The 18,555-nt window shown below is 40.7% G+C and carries 16 protein-coding genes, 1 pseudogene and 1 other annotated feature; of the genes and pseudogenes, 1 reads left to right on the top strand and 16 read right to left on the bottom strand.

Annotated elements, in window-relative coordinates:
* Window positions 1–6: 6 nt before the first annotated feature.
* The 15 genes and pseudogenes from HMPREF2885_RS09420 to HMPREF2885_RS09490 form a co-directional block, all read right to left on the bottom strand.
* Window positions 7–705, bottom strand: coding sequence for a 3-oxoacyl-ACP reductase (locus HMPREF2885_RS09420; RefSeq protein WP_000198460.1), 699 nt, complete (start codon window positions 703–705; stop codon window positions 7–9).
* Window positions 698–934 (bottom strand): annotated as a pseudogene (locus HMPREF2885_RS09425) (DUF2829 domain-containing protein). Before HMPREF2885_RS09425 ends, HMPREF2885_RS09420 begins: the two are co-directional and overlap by 8 nt.
* A 113-nt stretch (window positions 935–1,047) precedes the next feature.
* Window positions 1,048–1,863, bottom strand: a complete 816-nt coding sequence (locus tag HMPREF2885_RS09430; protein ID WP_000749424.1) for a hypothetical protein — start codon at window positions 1,861–1,863, stop codon at window positions 1,048–1,050.
* A 148-nt stretch (window positions 1,864–2,011) separates the two neighbouring features.
* On the bottom strand, window positions 2,012–4,264 hold the full coding sequence (locus HMPREF2885_RS09435; protein WP_083307441.1) for a glucosaminidase domain-containing protein: 2,253 nt from the start codon (window positions 4,262–4,264) through the stop codon (window positions 2,012–2,014).
* A gap of 110 nt (window positions 4,265–4,374) precedes the next feature.
* On the bottom strand, window positions 4,375–5,361 hold the full coding sequence (locus HMPREF2885_RS09440) for a dihydroorotate dehydrogenase (RefSeq protein ID WP_161800715.1): 987 nt from the start codon (window positions 5,359–5,361) through the stop codon (window positions 4,375–4,377).
* The gene (locus HMPREF2885_RS09445) at window positions 5,324–6,124 is read right to left on the bottom strand and encodes a dihydroorotate dehydrogenase electron transfer subunit (protein WP_001070074.1); all 801 of its coding nucleotides are present in this window, start codon (window positions 6,122–6,124) and stop codon (window positions 5,324–5,326) included. Before HMPREF2885_RS09445 ends, HMPREF2885_RS09440 begins: the two co-directional genes overlap by 38 nt.
* A 247-nt stretch (window positions 6,125–6,371) precedes the next feature.
* Complete coding sequence (locus HMPREF2885_RS09450; protein ID WP_000157150.1) at window positions 6,372–6,752, bottom strand: lactoylglutathione lyase; 381 nt, start codon at window positions 6,750–6,752, stop codon at window positions 6,372–6,374.
* Between the two features lie 97 nt (window positions 6,753–6,849).
* Window positions 6,850–9,621 (bottom strand): J domain-containing protein, encoded by a 2,772-nt coding sequence (locus HMPREF2885_RS09455; RefSeq protein WP_001028666.1) that lies wholly within the window; start codon window positions 9,619–9,621, stop codon window positions 6,850–6,852.
* A 13-nt stretch (window positions 9,622–9,634) separates the two neighbouring features.
* Window positions 9,635–11,299, bottom strand: coding sequence for a molecular chaperone HscC (locus HMPREF2885_RS09460; protein WP_000583410.1), 1,665 nt, complete (start codon window positions 11,297–11,299; stop codon window positions 9,635–9,637).
* A gap of 174 nt (window positions 11,300–11,473) precedes the next feature.
* Window positions 11,474–11,833 (bottom strand): 50S ribosomal protein L20, encoded by a 360-nt coding sequence (rplT, locus tag HMPREF2885_RS09465; protein ID WP_000124834.1) that lies wholly within the window; start codon window positions 11,831–11,833, stop codon window positions 11,474–11,476.
* A gap of 51 nt (window positions 11,834–11,884) precedes the next feature.
* On the bottom strand, window positions 11,885–12,085 hold the full coding sequence (rpmI, locus tag HMPREF2885_RS09470) for a 50S ribosomal protein L35 (RefSeq protein ID WP_001125942.1): 201 nt from the start codon (window positions 12,083–12,085) through the stop codon (window positions 11,885–11,887).
* Window positions 12,086–12,117: 32 nt separating this feature from the next.
* Window positions 12,118–12,648, bottom strand: coding sequence for a translation initiation factor IF-3 (infC, locus tag HMPREF2885_RS09475; protein ID WP_000848184.1), 531 nt, complete (start codon window positions 12,646–12,648; stop codon window positions 12,118–12,120).
* A 15-nt stretch (window positions 12,649–12,663) separates the two neighbouring features.
* Window positions 12,664–12,795: a sequence feature (ribosomal protein L20 leader region), on the bottom strand.
* Window positions 12,796–12,867: 72 nt separating this feature from the next.
* A complete protein-coding gene (locus tag HMPREF2885_RS09480; RefSeq protein ID WP_000084755.1) occupies window positions 12,868–15,108 on the bottom strand; it encodes a DNA internalization-related competence protein ComEC/Rec2 in 2,241 nt (746 codons plus the stop codon).
* The gene (locus HMPREF2885_RS09485; protein WP_000452009.1) at window positions 15,092–15,742 is read right to left on the bottom strand and encodes a helix-hairpin-helix domain-containing protein; all 651 of its coding nucleotides are present in this window, start codon (window positions 15,740–15,742) and stop codon (window positions 15,092–15,094) included. Before HMPREF2885_RS09485 ends, HMPREF2885_RS09480 begins: the two co-directional genes overlap by 17 nt.
* Window positions 15,743–15,808: 66 nt before the next feature.
* Complete coding sequence (locus HMPREF2885_RS09490; RefSeq protein ID WP_000443757.1) at window positions 15,809–16,378, bottom strand: GNAT family N-acetyltransferase; 570 nt, start codon at window positions 16,376–16,378, stop codon at window positions 15,809–15,811.
* Window positions 16,379–16,553: 175 nt separating this feature from the next.
* Here HMPREF2885_RS09490 and ald point away from each other — a divergent pair, with 175 nt between their 5' ends.
* Window positions 16,554–17,666: an alanine dehydrogenase gene (gene ald / locus HMPREF2885_RS09495; protein WP_000904686.1), complete on the top strand. Its 1,113-nt coding sequence runs from the start codon at window positions 16,554–16,556 to the stop codon at window positions 17,664–17,666.
* Between the two features lie 188 nt (window positions 17,667–17,854).
* Here ald and HMPREF2885_RS09500 read toward each other — a convergent pair.
* Window positions 17,855–18,555, bottom strand: a 701-nt coding sequence (locus tag HMPREF2885_RS09500; protein ID WP_148131151.1) for a G5 domain-containing protein, incomplete at its 5' end; no start/stop codon positions are given.

The raw sequence follows: 18,555 nt of genomic DNA on the forward strand, positions 1-18,555 counted from the left end.
CTCCTCCTACTTCAAAGACCAGCCACCATCTATTGTCAAAATTTGTCCCTGCATGGCGCTCGCTTTTCCACTTGCTAAGAAAAGGCTAATTTCTGCTACTTCCTCTGGCTCAATCCAGCGCTTGATTGGCGTTTCACTAGCTACCCAGTCAGCTAAGCCACCTGGTTCAAAGTCCGCAGCGGTCATAGCTGTCTTGACTGCCCCTGGAGCAATCCCATAGACCTGAATACCTGCCTCTGCATAGTCTAGAGCCAACTGCTTGGTAAAGCCAACTAAGGCGTGCTTAGACGAGGTATAGGCGTGACCACCTCCGCCAGCTAGACTTGAAGCAATCGAACACATATTGATGATGATTCCTTTTTTATTTTCCAGCATTTGCGTCAAATAATAACGAGTCAACTCAACAGGAGTCATATAGTTGATTTCAAAAATCTCTTGAATTTCCTGGGCTGATTGTTCCAGTAAGGGTTTGTAAGCATCCAAAACTCCTGCAGTATTACATAAAACATCCACCTGAGGGCACCAGTCAAAAACAGGTTTCAAGTCTAAGATCAAATCTCTCTGTAAAAAGTGAAAATCACCCTCCAAGAGTGGATTTTCACCTTGGTCCACTCCATATACTTGATAGCCATTCTCTAAAAAGAGTCGAGCTTGAGCCAGACCAATCCCTGAACTCACTCCCGTAATCAATACACGTCTAGTCATGCACTTCTACCCAATCTGTCGCCAAAACATCACAAGGTGTCGGACTCCACATGGAAAAACCTTCTCCCTCCCCAGACACGTTGATTAGGAAATAAGGCGTCACTTCAAGTGCAACCCCGTTTTGCTCGATAGTGTCAAAAAGCTGAACATAGTTTTCAGCCCCTCCTCAACCAGTTCGTACATATTTTTTCTTGGCCTTTAATCCAGGCAGGATTTCTTCAAAAGTCATGATGTTCTCCTTCAATTCTACATTCTTCATTTAATTATAACAAAAAACCGTTTTCCAACGGCTTTTTGACTGTATCTTAGTTCAATAAAACAAATAGCTATCCAATTTTTTAATTATTTCAGTTCAATTAATTTATTGTAGATTTTCTCAGTCAGTTCTTTCTGTTGCGCTCCTGTTAAATGGTGCGAAGTGCGAATTAATATGGTTCCATAAACATAGTGGGATCCCGGATTTAAAGCAGTTCCATCAAAAGCACTAATATAAGTATTGCGCTTTTCTGCATCTTCTTTTGTCTTATAAACTTCTATATTTCCACCAGCATCATTACCTTTTTGAACAATATCTGAGCCTTCTACAGATTCATTCACTTGCTTGTCAACGAAATATACAGACGCTGTATATCCTCCTTGTTTATTTAATTTTTTATTAGGGTCATTATCCTCCGTAACAGATTGTACTCCAGTAATTGATTCAATTTCTTTGAGTCTTTCTTCAATAAAAGAACTAGAAGGATTTGTAATTTGTTTTAATTGAAGAATGCTATTTTGATAGTGAGTCAATTTTTCAGACAAATTCTTTTTTGTTTCACTATAATCTAATGGTTGACTTAATTCTTCAATTTGCTTCTCAATCTTAGCAGTCGCTTTCTCCATTTCTGGTTCTTTACGAAGTGAATCTTTGCTATCCTTTATAGTTGATTTCAATTCTTCCAATGTCTTAGAATCAAGAGGTTCTTCATTATTCTCAATAACCTTTTCAGCCTCAGCTATTTGATCTTCAACTTCTTTATTCTTTTCATTTAAATCCTTTACTACATCTTCAAACTTAGTTACAGCAGCTTGATGAGGCGCATAGGATAAGAAATAGTATCCTGTTGCCAAACCTAAAGCAATAAAAGTAATAAGCCCAACAATCATTGATTTCTTCATTTTAAACTCCTCAATTTATAAATAATCTCCTCTATATTTTAATATATTGTTTTAAATATTTCAAGTGTAAAAAGCTATAGAATCAACTTATTGCCAGATATACAAAAACGATAACCACTTTTCAGTAGTTATCGTTGATTTCTTTTGATTAGTCTTTCCAACCAAGTTTGCTGTTGATAGTCATCATGATGCTGGCTATCTTCTCACCCCAGTAAGGATCAGAAGCATAGCGAACATTCATCCCGGTTGCTTTATTTCCAAGGTGGTCTCTGCCATAGTCGATGTAGTTCTCACGGATCCACTTGGCCGCTCCGAGAATTCCTTTGTCCACATTATCAAAGCTCTTGGCTGAGAGATATGGGCTCGTATCATAAGCAGCAATACCAAAGAAGTTGTTCTTATCTCTGGCAATTTGACTACGTCCCCACGCACTTTCAAGAGCGCTATGTGCCATCAAGTAAAGGGCATTGACACCGTAGCGTTCCTCAGCTTCTTTGAAAGTCGCTCCTTTACCTGCTAGAGGACTATCCTGCAAGTTCATCATTGAATACAGTTTATCCAATTCAGCTGCACTATAATTACTTGGTTCTCTCAAGTTTTTATAGAGGAAAGGATTTTTAATGGTAAAGCCATCAAAATGCTCTCCATCAGTTGAGTAGTACTTCTTACCAATAACCATAGCAGAAGTGTGTGGAGCTACTTTGATACTCGTGTATGGAGAGAGTTCATGGTAAAGGAATTTCCCATCACTAGTATAATGAGGGATAAACTCGCTTCCTTCATCCACTGCTGTCAAATCACTTTGATTCATATAGCCAGACAAGCCAGAAATCGAAACTGCAAGTCGGCCACCTTTTCGCGTCAAGCTATCCAGTGAAACAATGCTTCCTTGGTTAATGTAACTTAAGATTTCTCCAGATGCACTATAGACATAGGCAGTGATTGGTTTAACTTTGTAATATTTGGTTTTATCCGCAACATGCCATCTACCAGAAGCATCCAAGGTATGACCATCCACAGTTTCATTTTTTGCCATATAACCGCCTGATTTAAGGTAATACCATGATTGGTCGGATGAATCGTAGATTAATTCTTTCTCAGCCATCTTTCCATTTGACTTGAGGTAGAACCAGTTGTTCTTGTACCATACCCACTCACTCGCAGCCATATAACCACCAGATTTGAGATAGTAGTAACCATTATCCCAGAGCCATTCTTTATTGGCATAATTTCCATCAGAGTTGATATAGAACCAAGAGTTATAATTCTTGTCAAAGAGCCACCCTTTGCCAGCTTTTGCTCCACTGCTCGTCACATAACTGCGGTCAATCCAAGTTTCCATAGAGAGGTAGCCGCCTGATTTGAAATGGTAATCCTTGCCTTTGATGGTTTGCCAACCTTTTTCAGCATAGGTTCCGTCAGCTTTCAAGTAAAACCAAGAGTTATAATTCTTGTCAAAGAGCCATTCCGATTTCAATTTAGCTCCACTCTTCGCAACATAGAAGCGATCTATCCAGCGCTCGGTAGAAAGATAACCGCCTGATTTGAAATGGTAATCTTTTTCTTTAATCGTTTCCCAGCCTTTTTCGGCATAGGTTCCGTCAGCTTTCAAGTAAAACCAAGCATCATAATTCTTATCAAAGAGCCATTCCGATTTCAATTTGGCTCCACTCTTTGCAACATAGAAGCGGCCAATCCAGCGCTCGGTAGAAAGATAGCCTCCAAATTTGAAATGGTAGTCCTTTCCATCTATGGTTTGCCAGCCATTTTCAGCATAGGTACCATCTTGTTGAAGGTAGAACCAACTGCTATAGTTGTCATCATAAATCCAGGCTTGTTTAACCTTATTACCATTTTCTGATATATAGCTTTTACCAAGCCAAGCATTTTTCAGCATTTTACCTTGTGAATTGATGTAGTACTGGTTCTCACCTTGAGTGATCCACTCATCTTTGGCCATTTTCCCGTCTTCTTTAAGGTAATATTTTTCTTGACCTTGTTGAATCCATTCTTTTTGAGCTTTCTGACCATCAGACTTTAGATAATACCAGGATTCTTTTTCCTGATTAAATACCCACTGTTCCTTTGCTTTAGCACCACTTTCAGTCACATAGTACTGGCCAACCCACGTTTTCGTAGCTAATTTTCCAGCTTCGTTAAAATAGTAATCTTTACCACCAACTGTCAACCAGCCATTTTCTGCACGTTGACCATTATCTTTAAGATAAAACCAGTTCTGATGCGTTTGGTCAAAAAGCCATTGCTTGGTTGCTGGTTTCCCGTCTGCTTTGAGGTAGGTCTTTCCTTGCCAAGTCCCCTCTTCTGCTTTTGCTGTCTCCACTACAGTAAAAAAACACCCCAATAAGCCAGCACTTACTAGGGCCACTTTCCATCGTTTCATTTAAATGCTCCAATAACGTTTTCTAAACCCTATTGTAACATAGTTAATCGACGGAAATATTACAAATTGATGAAGATTCTATTTCTTGTTGACGATAAGGAAGACCTAGCTTATCTCAGATTGGCTTTGACTTCCTGACGGAGATTTTCTAGACTGCTAATGCCGTATTTATCCATGACTTTTGGTAAATTTTCAATAATATCAGGACAGGCATATGGATTGGTAAAATTGGCTGTTCCAACTCCGATAGCAGAGGCACCAGCCAGATACATTTCTAGCGCTGCTTCAGCAGAATCCACTCCTCCCATTCCAATGATGGGAAGGTCGGTTGTTTGGGCGACTTGGCGGATGAGTTTGAGGGCTACTGGAAAGACTGCTGGTCCAGACATTCCACCTGTTCCATTGGCTAGGATTGGTTTTCTGGTTTTAAGGTCAAAGCGCATACCGACAAGGGTATTGATCATGGTTAGGCCACTTGCCCCTGCATCTTCTGCGGCTTTGGCGATGGTGACAACATCCGTTACACTAGGGGTTAATTTAACATAAACTGGCACATCAGAGGCTTCCACAGCTGCCTTTACCACTTCATAAGCCAAGTCAGGATCTTGCCCAATCAAAAGTCCATGATTGCCGTGATCCACATTCGGACAAGAGATATTGAGCTCGATAGCTTTTACATTTGTAGCCTTGGAAATCCCCTGAGAAACGGCAGCGTACTCTTGTTTTGAAAAGCCTGCTACATTGGCGATGATGGGAAGCGAAGGATATTCTCTTTCCAGCCAAGGCAACTTTTCAGCTAAAACAGCTTCTAAACCTGGATTTTGTAAACCGATTGCATTGAGCATACCTGCAGGCGTTTCTGCCACCCTGGGAGTAGGATTCCCAAAACGGGGTTCAAGTGTCGTCGCCTTGATCATAATGGAGCCTAAAAGGTCTAAATCATAGTATTTGGCATACTCTTGGCCGAAACCAAAACAGCCTGATGCTGGAATGATGGGATTTTTCAAATCCAAGCCCGGTAGAGAAACTTGTAAACGTTTGTTAGTCATGACTTTCTCCTTATAATACAACTGTTCCTGTGCGAAAAACAGGGCCATCTTCACAGACGCGTTGGCTGACGGTCTCACTATCTGGCACTTTTAGAACGCAGGCATAGCAAGCTCCCATCCCACAAGCCATACGAGATTCTAGAGATAGATAGGCTCTTGGATGATCATAAAAGGTTTGATTGATATACTTCATCATTCCCGGAGCACCACATGAGTAAACCGCATCAAATTGACTGTCTAAATCATTGATAACAACAGAAACATTTCCCTTGATGCCATAAGAACCATCATCTGTCGTTACAAAGACCTGACCATATCGGGCCAATTCGGTTTCGAGAATAACAGCATCCTTAGTCGCAAAACCGAGGACTGTCACTACTGTCACCCCACGCGCATGCAATTCCTTGGCTACTTCTAGCAAGGGTGGAACACCAATCCCACCACCAACGAGGAGGACTTGACTCTGGTCGTCTAGGTCAGACAAGTCAAAACCATTTCCCTGAGGTCCCATCACATCAAGAGTATCTCCCTGACTTAAGGTTGAAAAAATAGCTGTCCCAGCCCCCTCAATCCGATAAATAAGGTGACACTGCTTGTTTGCTTTGTCAATAGACGAAATTGAAATAGGGCGGCGCAAGAGATGGGCGTCATCAGGCACACGCAGATGAAGAAATTGGCCGGCTCGCATGGCTTCAACCATCTCCCCTTCTAGGACTAATTCAAAGATTGCTGGCGCAATTTCCTCTTGTGCGACCACCTTCATGGTTTCCAAACGAATGGCACCCAAACGCTTCTTACATGTGGGATTCATGACTTTTCCTCCTTAAATTTAAGGGGACCAGATAAAGAAAAGGCCTTGCTAATGCAAGGCCTCAGTTGGGTTAGGCTAGAACTCATGCGCACACTTAAAAAGTCTCCACAGAGAGTCCCCTTATCCCTTTTATCTGACACCTTGTGAGTCTCTCTGGACTCCCCTTAAAGGTTAAATTTGTATTAGTATACTCTTTCAAAGAAAAAAAGTCAAGTAGAAAACGAACATTCTACTTGACTTCACTGGATTATTTTTCACGAATGACTTCGACCTTGTAACCGTCAGGATCCTTGACAAAGTAATAGTTTGGTTGAGTTCCTGGAAGTCCATTAGGAGCTGTCACCTCATAGCCTTTAGCGCTATGTTCTTGATGTAGGGCCTCAAGGTCAGGTGTACTGAGGGCGATATGGGCGAAGCCATCTCCTACCACGTAAGGACCGTGATCATAGTTATAGGTCAACTCCAACTCATAGTCATCCCCCTCAAGTCCTAGATAGACAATGGTGAAAGCATGATCTGGAAAATCTCTGCGACGCAATTCTTTAAATCCAAAAGCATCTTGATAAAAAGCGATTGATTTTTCAAGGTTTTCTACTCGCAAGCAAGTGTGTAGCATTTTTGAAGCCATTTTCATTACCTCTTTCGTTTTAATAGTTCTATTATACCTTTATTCAGGAAAATTTACTAGAAACTTGAACCAGAGTCCTCTTCTCTACGCTTTCATTCTAAGCAGCACTTTTACGATTTTCCTTGCGTATATTGCGAATAAGGAAAAGCATGATCAGGACAAAAAGTCCCTCGAGGAAGTAGAACGTAAATTCGCTGTTCATGATTAGTAAGTCTTTGTAATGATAGTTATTACCGAAAACTGAATTTGGTGCAAATAGGATTCGGAACAGTCTTCTTAGGAAAATAAAGATCTGCAATCCATAAATCATAAAGACCTTCTTCACACCAATCATGAAGCCTTGTTCCTTTGTAAAATAAGATAAGGCAATTCCATTTAACAAGAGGATAACAGTTATAGCCAGTGTTTCATTTCGTAGAATAGTTGGATCAAAGATATCTAAACGGCTGTGAATATATGGCAACGTTTGAAAGAGTAGGATTCCCAAGATTGCTGGTATGAAAATTTTCTTCAGAGATGGTGGAAATCCAGGACTGAATCTTGTAAAAGACAAGCAAATCACAAGGATTGCAAAAATATGGAAGTAGGCTGTTGCAACTCCTGAAATAGTCTGGCTTTGATTTACCAAAGCAGAAAGAAAACCAGCAGAAAGAAAGATACCGATAGGAATCAGCTTCTCCAAAGAATAATCCCACTTCAGCCCCTGACTCACTTGGAAACCATCGATGAAGCTGAAAAATGTAATGAACATAAGGGCACCAATGAGACCAAATGGTAAGGATGGAATGACGAGGATTAATAACAAGATTAATAGGAACCATGGATGAGGACTGTAGTAGAATTTCCGTTTTTCTCCTCTAGCAGTCACTCCCTCCTCAATCGGTGTTTTCCTTAATTTTAGCATATAGACGTAAAAGAGTGAAAACATGCCCGCATGAACCCATGAATTATAACCAGGTCGCTCTATAATACTGAGTAGCAAACATACAATCGTAAAGAGACCAGAGAAAATCTGAAGAAACTTATTATTAAATACCTGTCTTTTTTTCCAATCCAAATAAGAGAGCTTGGCCTTTGGATGACTAAGTTCATAAGCATAAGCTGTCATCTCTTCTAGTTTCTGGTCTGTCTCCTCCGTCATCATTTGGGGAGCCATTTTAGAAGTAGGAAAAGGAGCCAAAACATATCTCAAGAGCTTGCCATCTGTAAACCGATGGTACTCCTTATAGATTTGTTGAAGCAAAATCGTTAGAATGCGTGGTCTTCCTTTAAAGTAGCTTCTCCACTTTTCCCAATCATTGATATCTTCATCGCTCTTGGTGAGCTTATCTATATAAAGATAACCTTCATTGTACCAGTAATCAAAATTTTCTTTTTTGTTAAGTGCATACTCCTCTACCACTGAAGGATAAGAATGGATACTCTTCCAGAAATGAAGTTTCTTCAGGTAAGGATTTGATTCCTCATCACTATAACGCTCCACAAATTGGAAAACAAGGGCTAACACTTTCGCATTGGTTAAAGGATAGACGTCCACCTTTTCTAACAAATCAAGTAGGAGCGTGTGATCTTTGACTGATTCAAAAAGGTATTGCCAATCACGTAACAGTTTATACTCGTCTTCATAGTGAGCATGGAGCAACTCATAGAAGGCTGCCTCAACTTCATCCGGATTATCTAGAGTGTAATGACTAAAGTCAACGTTTTCTCCCAGCTCCTCTTTTACTTCCTCTAAGTAATCAGCCAAGTCGTTCAAGAGTGGATAATCCTCTTCAAATATGACTTGTCGGTTTTTTTCCAGGATATAGGTTAAAACGGGCACACTCTTGATTATCTGACGATTCTGATTTACTTGATCTAAGACCATAAAGGCCAAATAAGGGTGCTTGAAAAACTCTATCCAGGAGCTCAATTGATTTGCTTTGTTAAAATCTTGGAGAATTTCTTGGCAAAGTTGATAAGAATAATAGAATTCTTCAGTGGCTTCATGTGCGCTTTCAAGCGAACTGCCTTCCTCTTCTGCTATAGCTCTTTTAACTTTCCAATACTTCAATTTATAGTAATAGCCCCAGTGTCGGAAGTCAGGTATATAATCTTCCAGCAAGGGAATGAGGATAGAGAATTGCTCTGGTTTATTAAAAATATAAACATCCATTTCCTCTAAAACGGATTGAACAATGTCCATATCATACTGATACTGATGAAAGAACTGACGCCATAGATGCTCTTGTTCCTCTTGGTTATAACCGTCATTTCCAACAATACTTTCAATCGCATTTCGAATCAGATAAGTTTCTTCATTATAACCACTAAAGTCAAGAGTAGACCTTGTTATTCCTTCTTGCCCCTGGTTCTCTTCGTCACCAAACGTTTCAAAGTTGAGGGTATTCTTAGCTCTTTCTTCAGAATCTCCATTTAGCTGAACTTCCTCATCATAGTCACTAAAGTCAAGGGTGGAATTTTGCTCATCCTCTTCCGCTTTAAAGGTTTCAAAGTTAAAAGAATTGCTGGTTTTATCAGTCGATTGCTGATAATCACTGAAATCAAGACTAGATGTTTCAGACTCTTCGTTCTCAGTCTTCGTTTCTTCAGTCAAGTGTTCAAAGTTGAGACTAGAGTTAGGTTTTTCATTCGCCTCTTCTTCAAGTTTAGTAGCTTCTTGAGAGTCACTCGCTTTTCTTAGACTATTTTCTAGTCTTGTGTTTCTAGATCTCGCATAAGTCAAGGCTTTTTGATACGCTTCAACAATTTTTTGGTAAATTTCTGGTTGGTCTTCTGGGTGATAGAGCCGAACCAGTTCAGCATAACGCCTTCTAATAAGCTTGACGTCAGTCGTTGGCTCTATCCCTAAAGTTTCCCATATATTCATAAGGTCTCCTCTTTTACAGTCCTCGCTCTAGGAAGTCTAGATAGTTTGAAAATGATTGATAAAGTTTTGGCAAATGATAAACAGATGCTTGACTGACCTCTTCTTCAAATCGTCTAGTTTCAGCCATTAGCTCATCTCTTCTTCTCCCCAAGAGCATACTGTACACACGATTCGCTTTTTCAATCAAGAAACGATAAACCTCTGTTTCTTGAGCATTGATCTTATAGCGAGTCAACTCTGCTTGCTTAGCCTTAATTTCCTTTTCTGTCAGAGTAATGCTATCTTGGAGAATAACATGACTAAAGACTTCCTGTGTGGAATCAATTTTCACTTCGACATCCAAAATCCCATTTAAATCATAGGTAAATCGAACTGTGAAACTTTCATTTACTCGAGTATTCACAGGGACGGGAACTTCTAATTCTCCTAGGAACAGGTTTTGTGATGCCTTCATCATCTCACCTTGATAGACCTTTATCTTGACTTGGCTCTGTCCCAATTCAGCCGTATAGTACTGCTCGATGCGTGAAGCAGGTAGGGTAGAATTTCGCTCAATAATCGGCGAAAAACGGTCTCCAACTATCTCAATCCCCAGTGTAAAAGGACAAATATCAGAAAGTAATAAATCTCGTATCTCACCCTGGCGTTCTTTGATACCTGCTAGAAGTGCACAACCTCTCGCAATCATCCGATCAGGATCATCCGATACCTGCACAACTTGATTGATACAGTAGGATAAAAAGTCCTGAACCAAGCGGAGTTTCGAAGTCCCCCCCACAAGAACAAAGTTATCAGATGATACATAGCTATAACGTGCATCCATCAAGGCACGATCCAAAACAGCCTTAACACGGGCTAGCAGAGGTTGACAAAGCTCATAAAAACGCTGGTAGGTCAGGTCTAAAGTGTATTCCTGTTCTTGGTCCAGAACTGTCATCTTCACTTCTTCTTTACTATTGAGTTCTAGCTTAGTCTTTTCAGCCTGCACCAGAATTTTGCTATAAAATTCTCGGGAAATCGAATCCTTGGTTAATTGATTGGAGACTAAAAATTCCTCAGCAATAGCCGCAGTGAAGTCTTCTCCTCCCAAACGATTGTCCCCTGCGATCGAGACGATTTCGACAATGTTATCAAAAAGCTCTACAACTGAAATGTCAAGAGTACCACCGCCAAAATCAACTACAATAAAGGATTGATCTTCTTGGTTTACCATAGATCTTTTAGCAAGAGCCGCTGCAGAGGGTTCATTGATAATCCGATCAATCTGAACGCCTGCAAATTTCCCTGCTAGTTTGGTCGCATAGCGTTGAGCATCATTGAAATAGGCTGGAACACTGACAATCACTTCCTCGACCTTTTCTCCAAGATAGGTCTCTGCATCATCTACCAACTTTCGAATGATAAAAGAGCTCAATTCTTCAGCCTTATATGCTCGATTCCCTAACGTCAACTCATGTTTGGTCCCCATAAAACGCTTGAACTGAGAAACTGTCTTATCTGGGTGAGTTACCAAGCGTTCCTTGGCAATTTTTCCAACTATAATCTCATCATTGTCATCTAAAGCCACAACAGAAGGAGTCAAATACTCACCAAAAGCATTGGGAATCAACTTGACCTGGCCATCTTGATAAACCCCTACTAAAGAATTAGTCGTTCCTAAATCAATACCTATTATCATCTTCTTCTAACTCCAAATCTTTTTTAGATATTCCTATTATACAAGAAATATCCTATTTTCTTTGAAAAAATCTGTTATTTACTCTCTAAAATAGAAAATCATTTATGGAAAATAAAAAAGTTTCACCCTACTCTTGCGGTAAAAACCACGAGAGTAAGAATGAAACAGTTGTCATTATTTACCAAGTTTTGCTTTAGCTGCATCTGCAAGAGCTGTGAAAGCTGCTGCATCGTTAACAGCCAAGTCAGCAAGCATTTTACGGTTAACTTCGATCTCAGCCAATTTCAAACCATGCATCAATTGTGAGTATGAAAGTCCGTTCATACGAGCTGCCGCGTTGATACGAGTGATCCACAATTTGCGGAAGTCACGTTTTTTCTGACGACGGTCACGGTATGCATAGTAGTAAGAGTTCATTACTTGTTCTTTTGCAGTACGGAACAAGATGTGTTTAGCTCCATAGTAACCTTTTGCTAATTTAAGAATACGTTTACGACGTTTGCGTGATACAACGCCACCTTTAACACGTGCCATGTTTTATTTCCTCCAAATATTTCCTAGAATTGTTTACTTACTGTCAGGCTATTATTTCAAGCGAGTAAGCATTGCTTTGATACGTTTGAAATCTCCTGAATGCACCATAGATGCTTTACGAAGATGACGACGTTGTTTCTTAGTTTTTCCGTGGAAACGGTGAGAAGTGTAAGCACGGAAACGTTTAAGTCCACCAGAACCTGTACGTTTGAAACGTTTAGCTGATGCGCGGTGTGTTTTTTGTTTTGGCATGATTTTTTCTCCTTTATTTAACTTTCTGACAATTATTTTTTGTCAGTTGCTGGCGCCAACTGCATGAACATTTGGCGTCCATCCATCTTAGCTCGTTGTTCGATGATCGCAATATCTTGTGTTGCTTCAGCAAACTCGGCTAAAACTTTTGCACCAATCTCTTTATGGGTGATCATACGCCCTTTAAAGCGAATGGATACCTTAACTTTATTTCCTTTTTCAAGGAACTTGCGTGCATTGCGAAGTTTTGTGTCAAAGTCACCCTTGTCAATAGTTGGACTCAGACGAACTTCTTTCACAGTAACAACACTTTGTTTTTTACGTTGTTCTTTTTGCTTTTTCTGATACTCAAATTTGAACTTACCGTAGTCCATAATTTTAGCAACAGGTGGTTTTGCTTGGGGTTGAATCAATACTAAGTCAACATTTGCACTATCAGCTAATGCTTGCGCTTCGCTGAGTGGCTTGATGCCTAGCTGTTCTCCCTCAAGACCGATCAAGCGAACTTCACGTACACGAATTTCATCATTGATGAATAAGTCTTGCTTTGCTATGGTTTTCACCTCTTTTTTATTATTAGAGAAAAACAATAGCGGACTCGTAATGATACAAGCCCGCACGTTATGATAGCGTTTCTTAGAAACTTTTCATCCGTAGGGCCAGGCAACTTGATGTCACAAGGCGAGAAGCTCTCACTTCTGCTTTTCTCAACTTTTATATGATACCAAGTTTTCTATTCCTTGTCAAGATAAAAAGTCAATTTTTCGAAAAGTTTGTCTATTTTATCGAACCGTTTCAATTCTCCAACTATTCCATCCTTTAAAGCGGATAGCCCCTTGCTGGTCAGTTCGGTAAATCTTACTCTTGATACTTTCCAGTCGTGTCAAGGTTTCCTGATGGGGAAATTTCGTATGATTGTTTTTTCCAACTGAAATGAGAGTAATCTCTGGTTTGAGTTTTTCGAGGAAAACTGGATTGGATGAGGTTTTAGCACCATGTTGGCCCGCTTTCAAGACATCCACCTCTAGGTCAGGATAATGCTTCAGCAAGTCCTTCTCTCCCTTCTCTTTCAAATTTCCTGTGAAGAGAAAGTGCTTATCCAAGAGTTTTCCATAAAGAACCAGGGAAGCATCACGATCCCCATCTCCAATTTTCCTTGAAGATAGGACTTCTAACTGACTTCCAAAAATTAGCAAGTTATCTCCTACTGTCACACTGCGTACCTTGGTTTGGCTTGCTTCTAGTTCTGCCACAAATTCCTTCTGTGTCAAACTTCCTTTTGATACTAAAATCTCCCCGATATGGAAAGCCTTGGTCACCTCCAGCAAATCTCCAATATGCTCCTTATCTGTATTTGTCAAAATCAGCTGGTCAATCTTGTCTACTCCTCGACTTTTAAGATAGGGAATCAAGGTTCTCTGGGCATTGCTGGTTGTCGCCTTTTCTTGCCAGTCCTCGATTTTCTTACTAGCTTCTACCTTACCACCAACATCTATGAGAATGGTTTTACCAGTCACATCCCGTAGGAAAATACTCTCCCCTTGCCCTACATCCAGCATGGTAATTTCATTTTCAAGTGGATGCTTGGTCAGGAAAAAGAGCCCCACAATAAAGAGACTGAATCCTGCTAGTCTTTTGATGTTTTTCCTCATGTCATAGACCAAGGCTAATGAAACTAACAGTAGAATCAACAGCCATGCGTTGGGTTGACCAAAGACCAGAGGCCTGCTTGCCAGCTGCGATACCAAGCGAATGATGTTCTCCAACCACTCAAAGACAAGGTTAAACTGAGTGACTGGGTAAACAAAAGACAGGATGAATAAGATGGACAAAAGCGGTAAGAAGACCACATCAAACAGAAAGGAAAAGACAAAGGTCAAAAGAATAGACCAAGGCTGAAATTCTGCAAAATAAAAGGATAGAATGGGTAATATTCCCAAAGAAATGACCAGACTTTCTCTGGCAACAGCCTTGAGTCCCTCCCCTTCTTTGCTTGTCATGGTCAAGATAAAAGCATAAGCGCAAGACAAGACTCCTCCTGCTGTTAGGAAAAAGTTGGGCATGATGATAAAGAGGACAAGGACTGTTAAGGCAAAATTGTCCAAGCCCTTAACACCATGTTGGGCTAGTAACTTTTGTAAGAGACTACGAATGACCGAAGCTGAAAATCCTGTCAGACCTGCATAGATAAGGGAAAAGGGATAGGTTAGCCACTTCAACTTTTCTTGAGTCAAGCCCAATCGTAAGAGGAGTTTCTTAAAGGCATCCATAAAGAAGCCCACCTGCATACCAGACAAGGCAAAGAGATGGATAATTCCAAGACTGGAATAAAGCTCATTCATCTCCTCAAAGTCCGTGTCCAAATGTCCTAAAAGAAGACCTGTCATATAGTTGCGCATAGGATCTGGAAAGTGCATCTTGATCCAAACTACAGCCTTTCGACGTAAACTAGACAGATTTTCTCCTATATCCCAACTGCTAACCTGTTTCATTGACTGGATACTCTTGATAGTCAAAGTTTGGTAAATTCCTTGAGTCTTCAGATAGGCTTGGTAGTTAAAGCCACCAAAATTCCTCTGCCCTTCGGGTTCCGAAAGTTTTCCTTCTAGTTCAATCTCATGAAGGTCTGTTAAGGTCTGAAAGAGCTCTTTCTCTTCCTCGGACTGGAGTTTATAGTAAACTTGGAAGGTGTGACCCTCAGCCTTGCCCCGAAAGGACAGACTATCCCCATTGACTTTGATGGTATCTGGTGAAATCCTCACCTTTTCAACATAGCCAACCAAGTCTTGACTCACTTGTGTCTGTTGCCAGTTTTGAAACAGAAACCAAAATCCAAAAACTCCACAAATCGCTAGAACTTTTCCAGCCGGTTTCCAAGGAAATTGGAAAAAGAGACAGACGAGCAAAAAAACAAAACCTAGCAGTGCGAGATAGGACGCTCCTAAAATGGCATAGTAAAGCCAGAGCAACAGAAAGCTCAGATAGATTAGGGGGATAGGGAAATTCTTAATCCACTGTGACATAATCTTTTAGCTTTTCTATGGTCTTTGCGCCAATGCCAGAGACTTTCTTTAATTCATCTACCGACTTGAATTTGCCATTTGCCTCACGATGGTCGATAATATCCTGGGCTCGTTTGCCACCAAGTCCTTTGACCTGCTTGAGTTCTTCCAGACTGGCCTTGTTGAGATTGACCTTCTTTTCCTTGCTCGTCGAAGAGGCCGTCCCAGAAGCAGTCTGTTGACTAGCTACTTCTTCTCCCTTAGTTGGAACGTAAACCAGAGCTTCATCACTAACTTTCTGAGCTAGATTGAGCGATTTGCTGTCTGCTTGCTCTGTCAAGCCACCCGCCTTTTGAACAGCATCATTGACACGACTACCTACTGGCAAGTCATAAATCCCTGGCGATTTAACAGCACCTTTGACATCTACTGTTATCAGATCTTGTTCAGGAGATTCTTCCTTCTCTTCCTTGTTCACTTCTTTTTCAGACGATGAATCCTTTGAAACAGCTGCGACTTCAGCCTGCAAATTTGTTTCTTTCACAGATGTTTGTGAAGTTGGTTTTAACAGGAAAAATCCGCCTAAGGCTAAACCCAAACCAGCACAGATGACAATGATTTTATACTCTTTGATTTTTTCGATAATGACTTCCATATTTTCTCCTCTCTTAAGTTATTCGTAAGTGAAAGAAAAAAACAGCTGAAAAATCTTTTCAACTGCTTATTTATTTTCAAAATAGTCTTCCTTAGTCAAGACATAATGAACTCTTGTGATAATTCGACCTGGTTCTTTATTATCCATTTTGGCATAGGGTTCTTCGTGGGAAAAACGCATACCTGATTTCTCCATGACCTTTCCTGATGCGGGATTGTCTTTATCGTGAAGAGCGGTCAACTTGTTCATTCCAATCTTCTCAAAAGCCAGCTCAATCACGGAACGATTGGCTTCTGTCGTCAATCCTTGATTCCAATACTTTTGGTTGATAATGTAACCAATAGCTGCCTTCTTAAGAACAGGATCAATCTTGTGCAAGTCAATGGTTCCGATAAACTGACCAGTGCTTTTTAGTTCAATTCCCCACCGTCCCAAGGGATTAGCCAAGTATAACTGAGAGATGTTGTTCTTGGTCTCTTCTAGGCTTTGATTTGTTGGAAAAGTGTAGCGTGTATTTTCTCTGTCTGAGGCATACTCAAACATAGCTTCTGCATCGTCCAAGGTTACAGGTCGGAGCAATAAACGCTCCGTTTCTATAGATGGATACTGGGCAAATTTCACAAATATTGATTCCATACTTTTCCCTCCATTAGAGCTTGATTCTCACTAGTCTAGCATAAATAAATTTGGATGACAAGTTTTTCTTGATTTTTGAAGCGGTTTCATATACAATAAAACCATCACATTTTTGATTTATGGAATGGAATGTGACAACTAAAACAATCTAACAATTGAAAGGTAGGTTATCTCTATGTTAATCGGAATCCCAAAAGAAATTAAAAATAACGAAAACCGTGTTGCCCTCACTCCTGCTGGCGTCCATAGTTTAATCAGTCGTGGACATCGTGTTCTCATCGAAACAAATGCTGGTCTCGGTTCAGGATTTACTGATGCAGACTATCAAAAGCAAGGAGCTGAGATTGTCGCAACTGCTGCTGAAGCCTGGGCTGCCGAGTTGGTCGTGAAAGTAAAAGAACCACTAGCTTCTGAATATGGTTATTTGCGCGACGATCTTCTCCTCTTCACCTACTTGCACATGGCCGCTGCTCCAGAATTAACAGGTGCTATGTTAGCAGCCAAAACAACAGGAATTGCCTATGAAACTGTTCGTGACAATCAAGGACAACTACCACTCCTCGTTCCTATGAGTGAGGTTGCAGGTCGTATGGCTGTTCAAATCGGAGCTCACTTCCTTACTAAGCAAGCTGGTGGTTCTGGTGTCCTACTAGGTGGTGTACCAGGTGTTCCAAAAGGAAAAGTAACCATCATCGGTGGTGGTGTCGTCGGTACACATGCTGCCCGCATCGCCCTTGGTCTTGGTGCTCAAGTGACTATTTTAGATATCAGTGCGAAGCGTCTCTCAGTTCTAGAAGAAGTCTTTGGAAACCAAATCCAAACTCTTATGTCTAATTCATTCAACATCGAAGCAAGTGTGAGAGATGCTGATGTGGTGATTGGTGCAGTTCTCATCCCTGGTGCCAAAGCACCGAAATTGGTGACAGATGAGATGGTCAAACAAATGCGTCCAGGCTCTGTCATTGTTGACGTTGCCGTTGACCAAGGTGGCGTTATCGAGACAGCTGACCGTGTGACAACGCACGATGAACCTGTCTATGAAAAATACGGTGTTCTCCACTATGCCGTTGCCAATATCCCTGGTGCGGTTGCCCGTACTTCTACTATCGCCCTAACCAATGTCACTCTTCCTTATATCGAAGCTCTGGCTGGCAAAGGATTCGCACAAGCAATTGCTGAAGATGAAGGCTTGCGTCAAGGTGTGACCACTTATCAAGGTTACTTGACCAGCCTCCCAGTCGCCCAAGGCCTGGGTAGAGATTTTACTTCTATCAATGAATTGGTTTAAAAATGGTTGACCATTCTTTCAAGCTAGAATAGACTCATACTACTCTACAAACTCCATAACATGATATCGTTTCTAACAACTTATCCATAGTAATTCGTTTTAATTTATAAAGAAAGAACCCAAGAATAAATTCTGGGTTCTTTTTAGTATTTCTCGTACAAAAGATGCTTTTGTACAATTAGAGAGCCTTAGTCCTTCTTACGAACGACAAAGCCGACTAGACCGGCGATAAATAAACCAATCATTGAAAGAAGACTGGTAGAAGCTGTACCTGTGCTTGGTAGAGCTTTCTGATCTTGGCTTACAGTTTCTTCTTTCTTAGTGTTTTCAGCTTGGTTCCCTGTTGTTGCAGTATCTTTCTTATCACCGTTGGTTGTTGTAGAAGCTACTTTCTTAGTTCCAACTTCGACAACTTCGTCTACTGCTGGAGTAGTGATTGTGTTTGATTTCTCAACACGACCTGTTTCAACGCCATCTGTGTAAGTCACTGTATAAACAATGGTGCGAACACCCTTCTTACCAGCAGCTTTCACTTGACGACTTCCTTCTGGAAGGTCTGCGTTCTGCACTTCTTTGACTTGGAAAGCAACTTCTTCTGTCTTGGTCTCTTCCTTAGTCGTTACAACTGGCGCTACTACTTTCTTAGTTCCAACTTCAACAATCTCATCTACTGCTGGAGTGGTGATTGTGTTTGATTTCACTTCGCGACCTGTTTCAACGCCGTCTGTGTATGTCACTGTATAAACAATGGTGCGAACACCCTTCTTACCAGCAGCTTTCACTTGACGACTTCCTTCTGGAAGGTCTGCGTTCTTCACTTCTTTGACTTGGAAAGCAACATCTTCTGTCTTCGTTTCTTCCTTAGTCGTTACAACTGGGGCTACTACTT

The sequence above is a fragment of the Streptococcus sp. HMSC062H02 genome (assembly GCF_001813005.1).
In the GTDB taxonomy this organism is placed as follows: Bacteria; Bacillota; Bacilli; order Lactobacillales; family Streptococcaceae; genus Streptococcus; species Streptococcus oralis_S.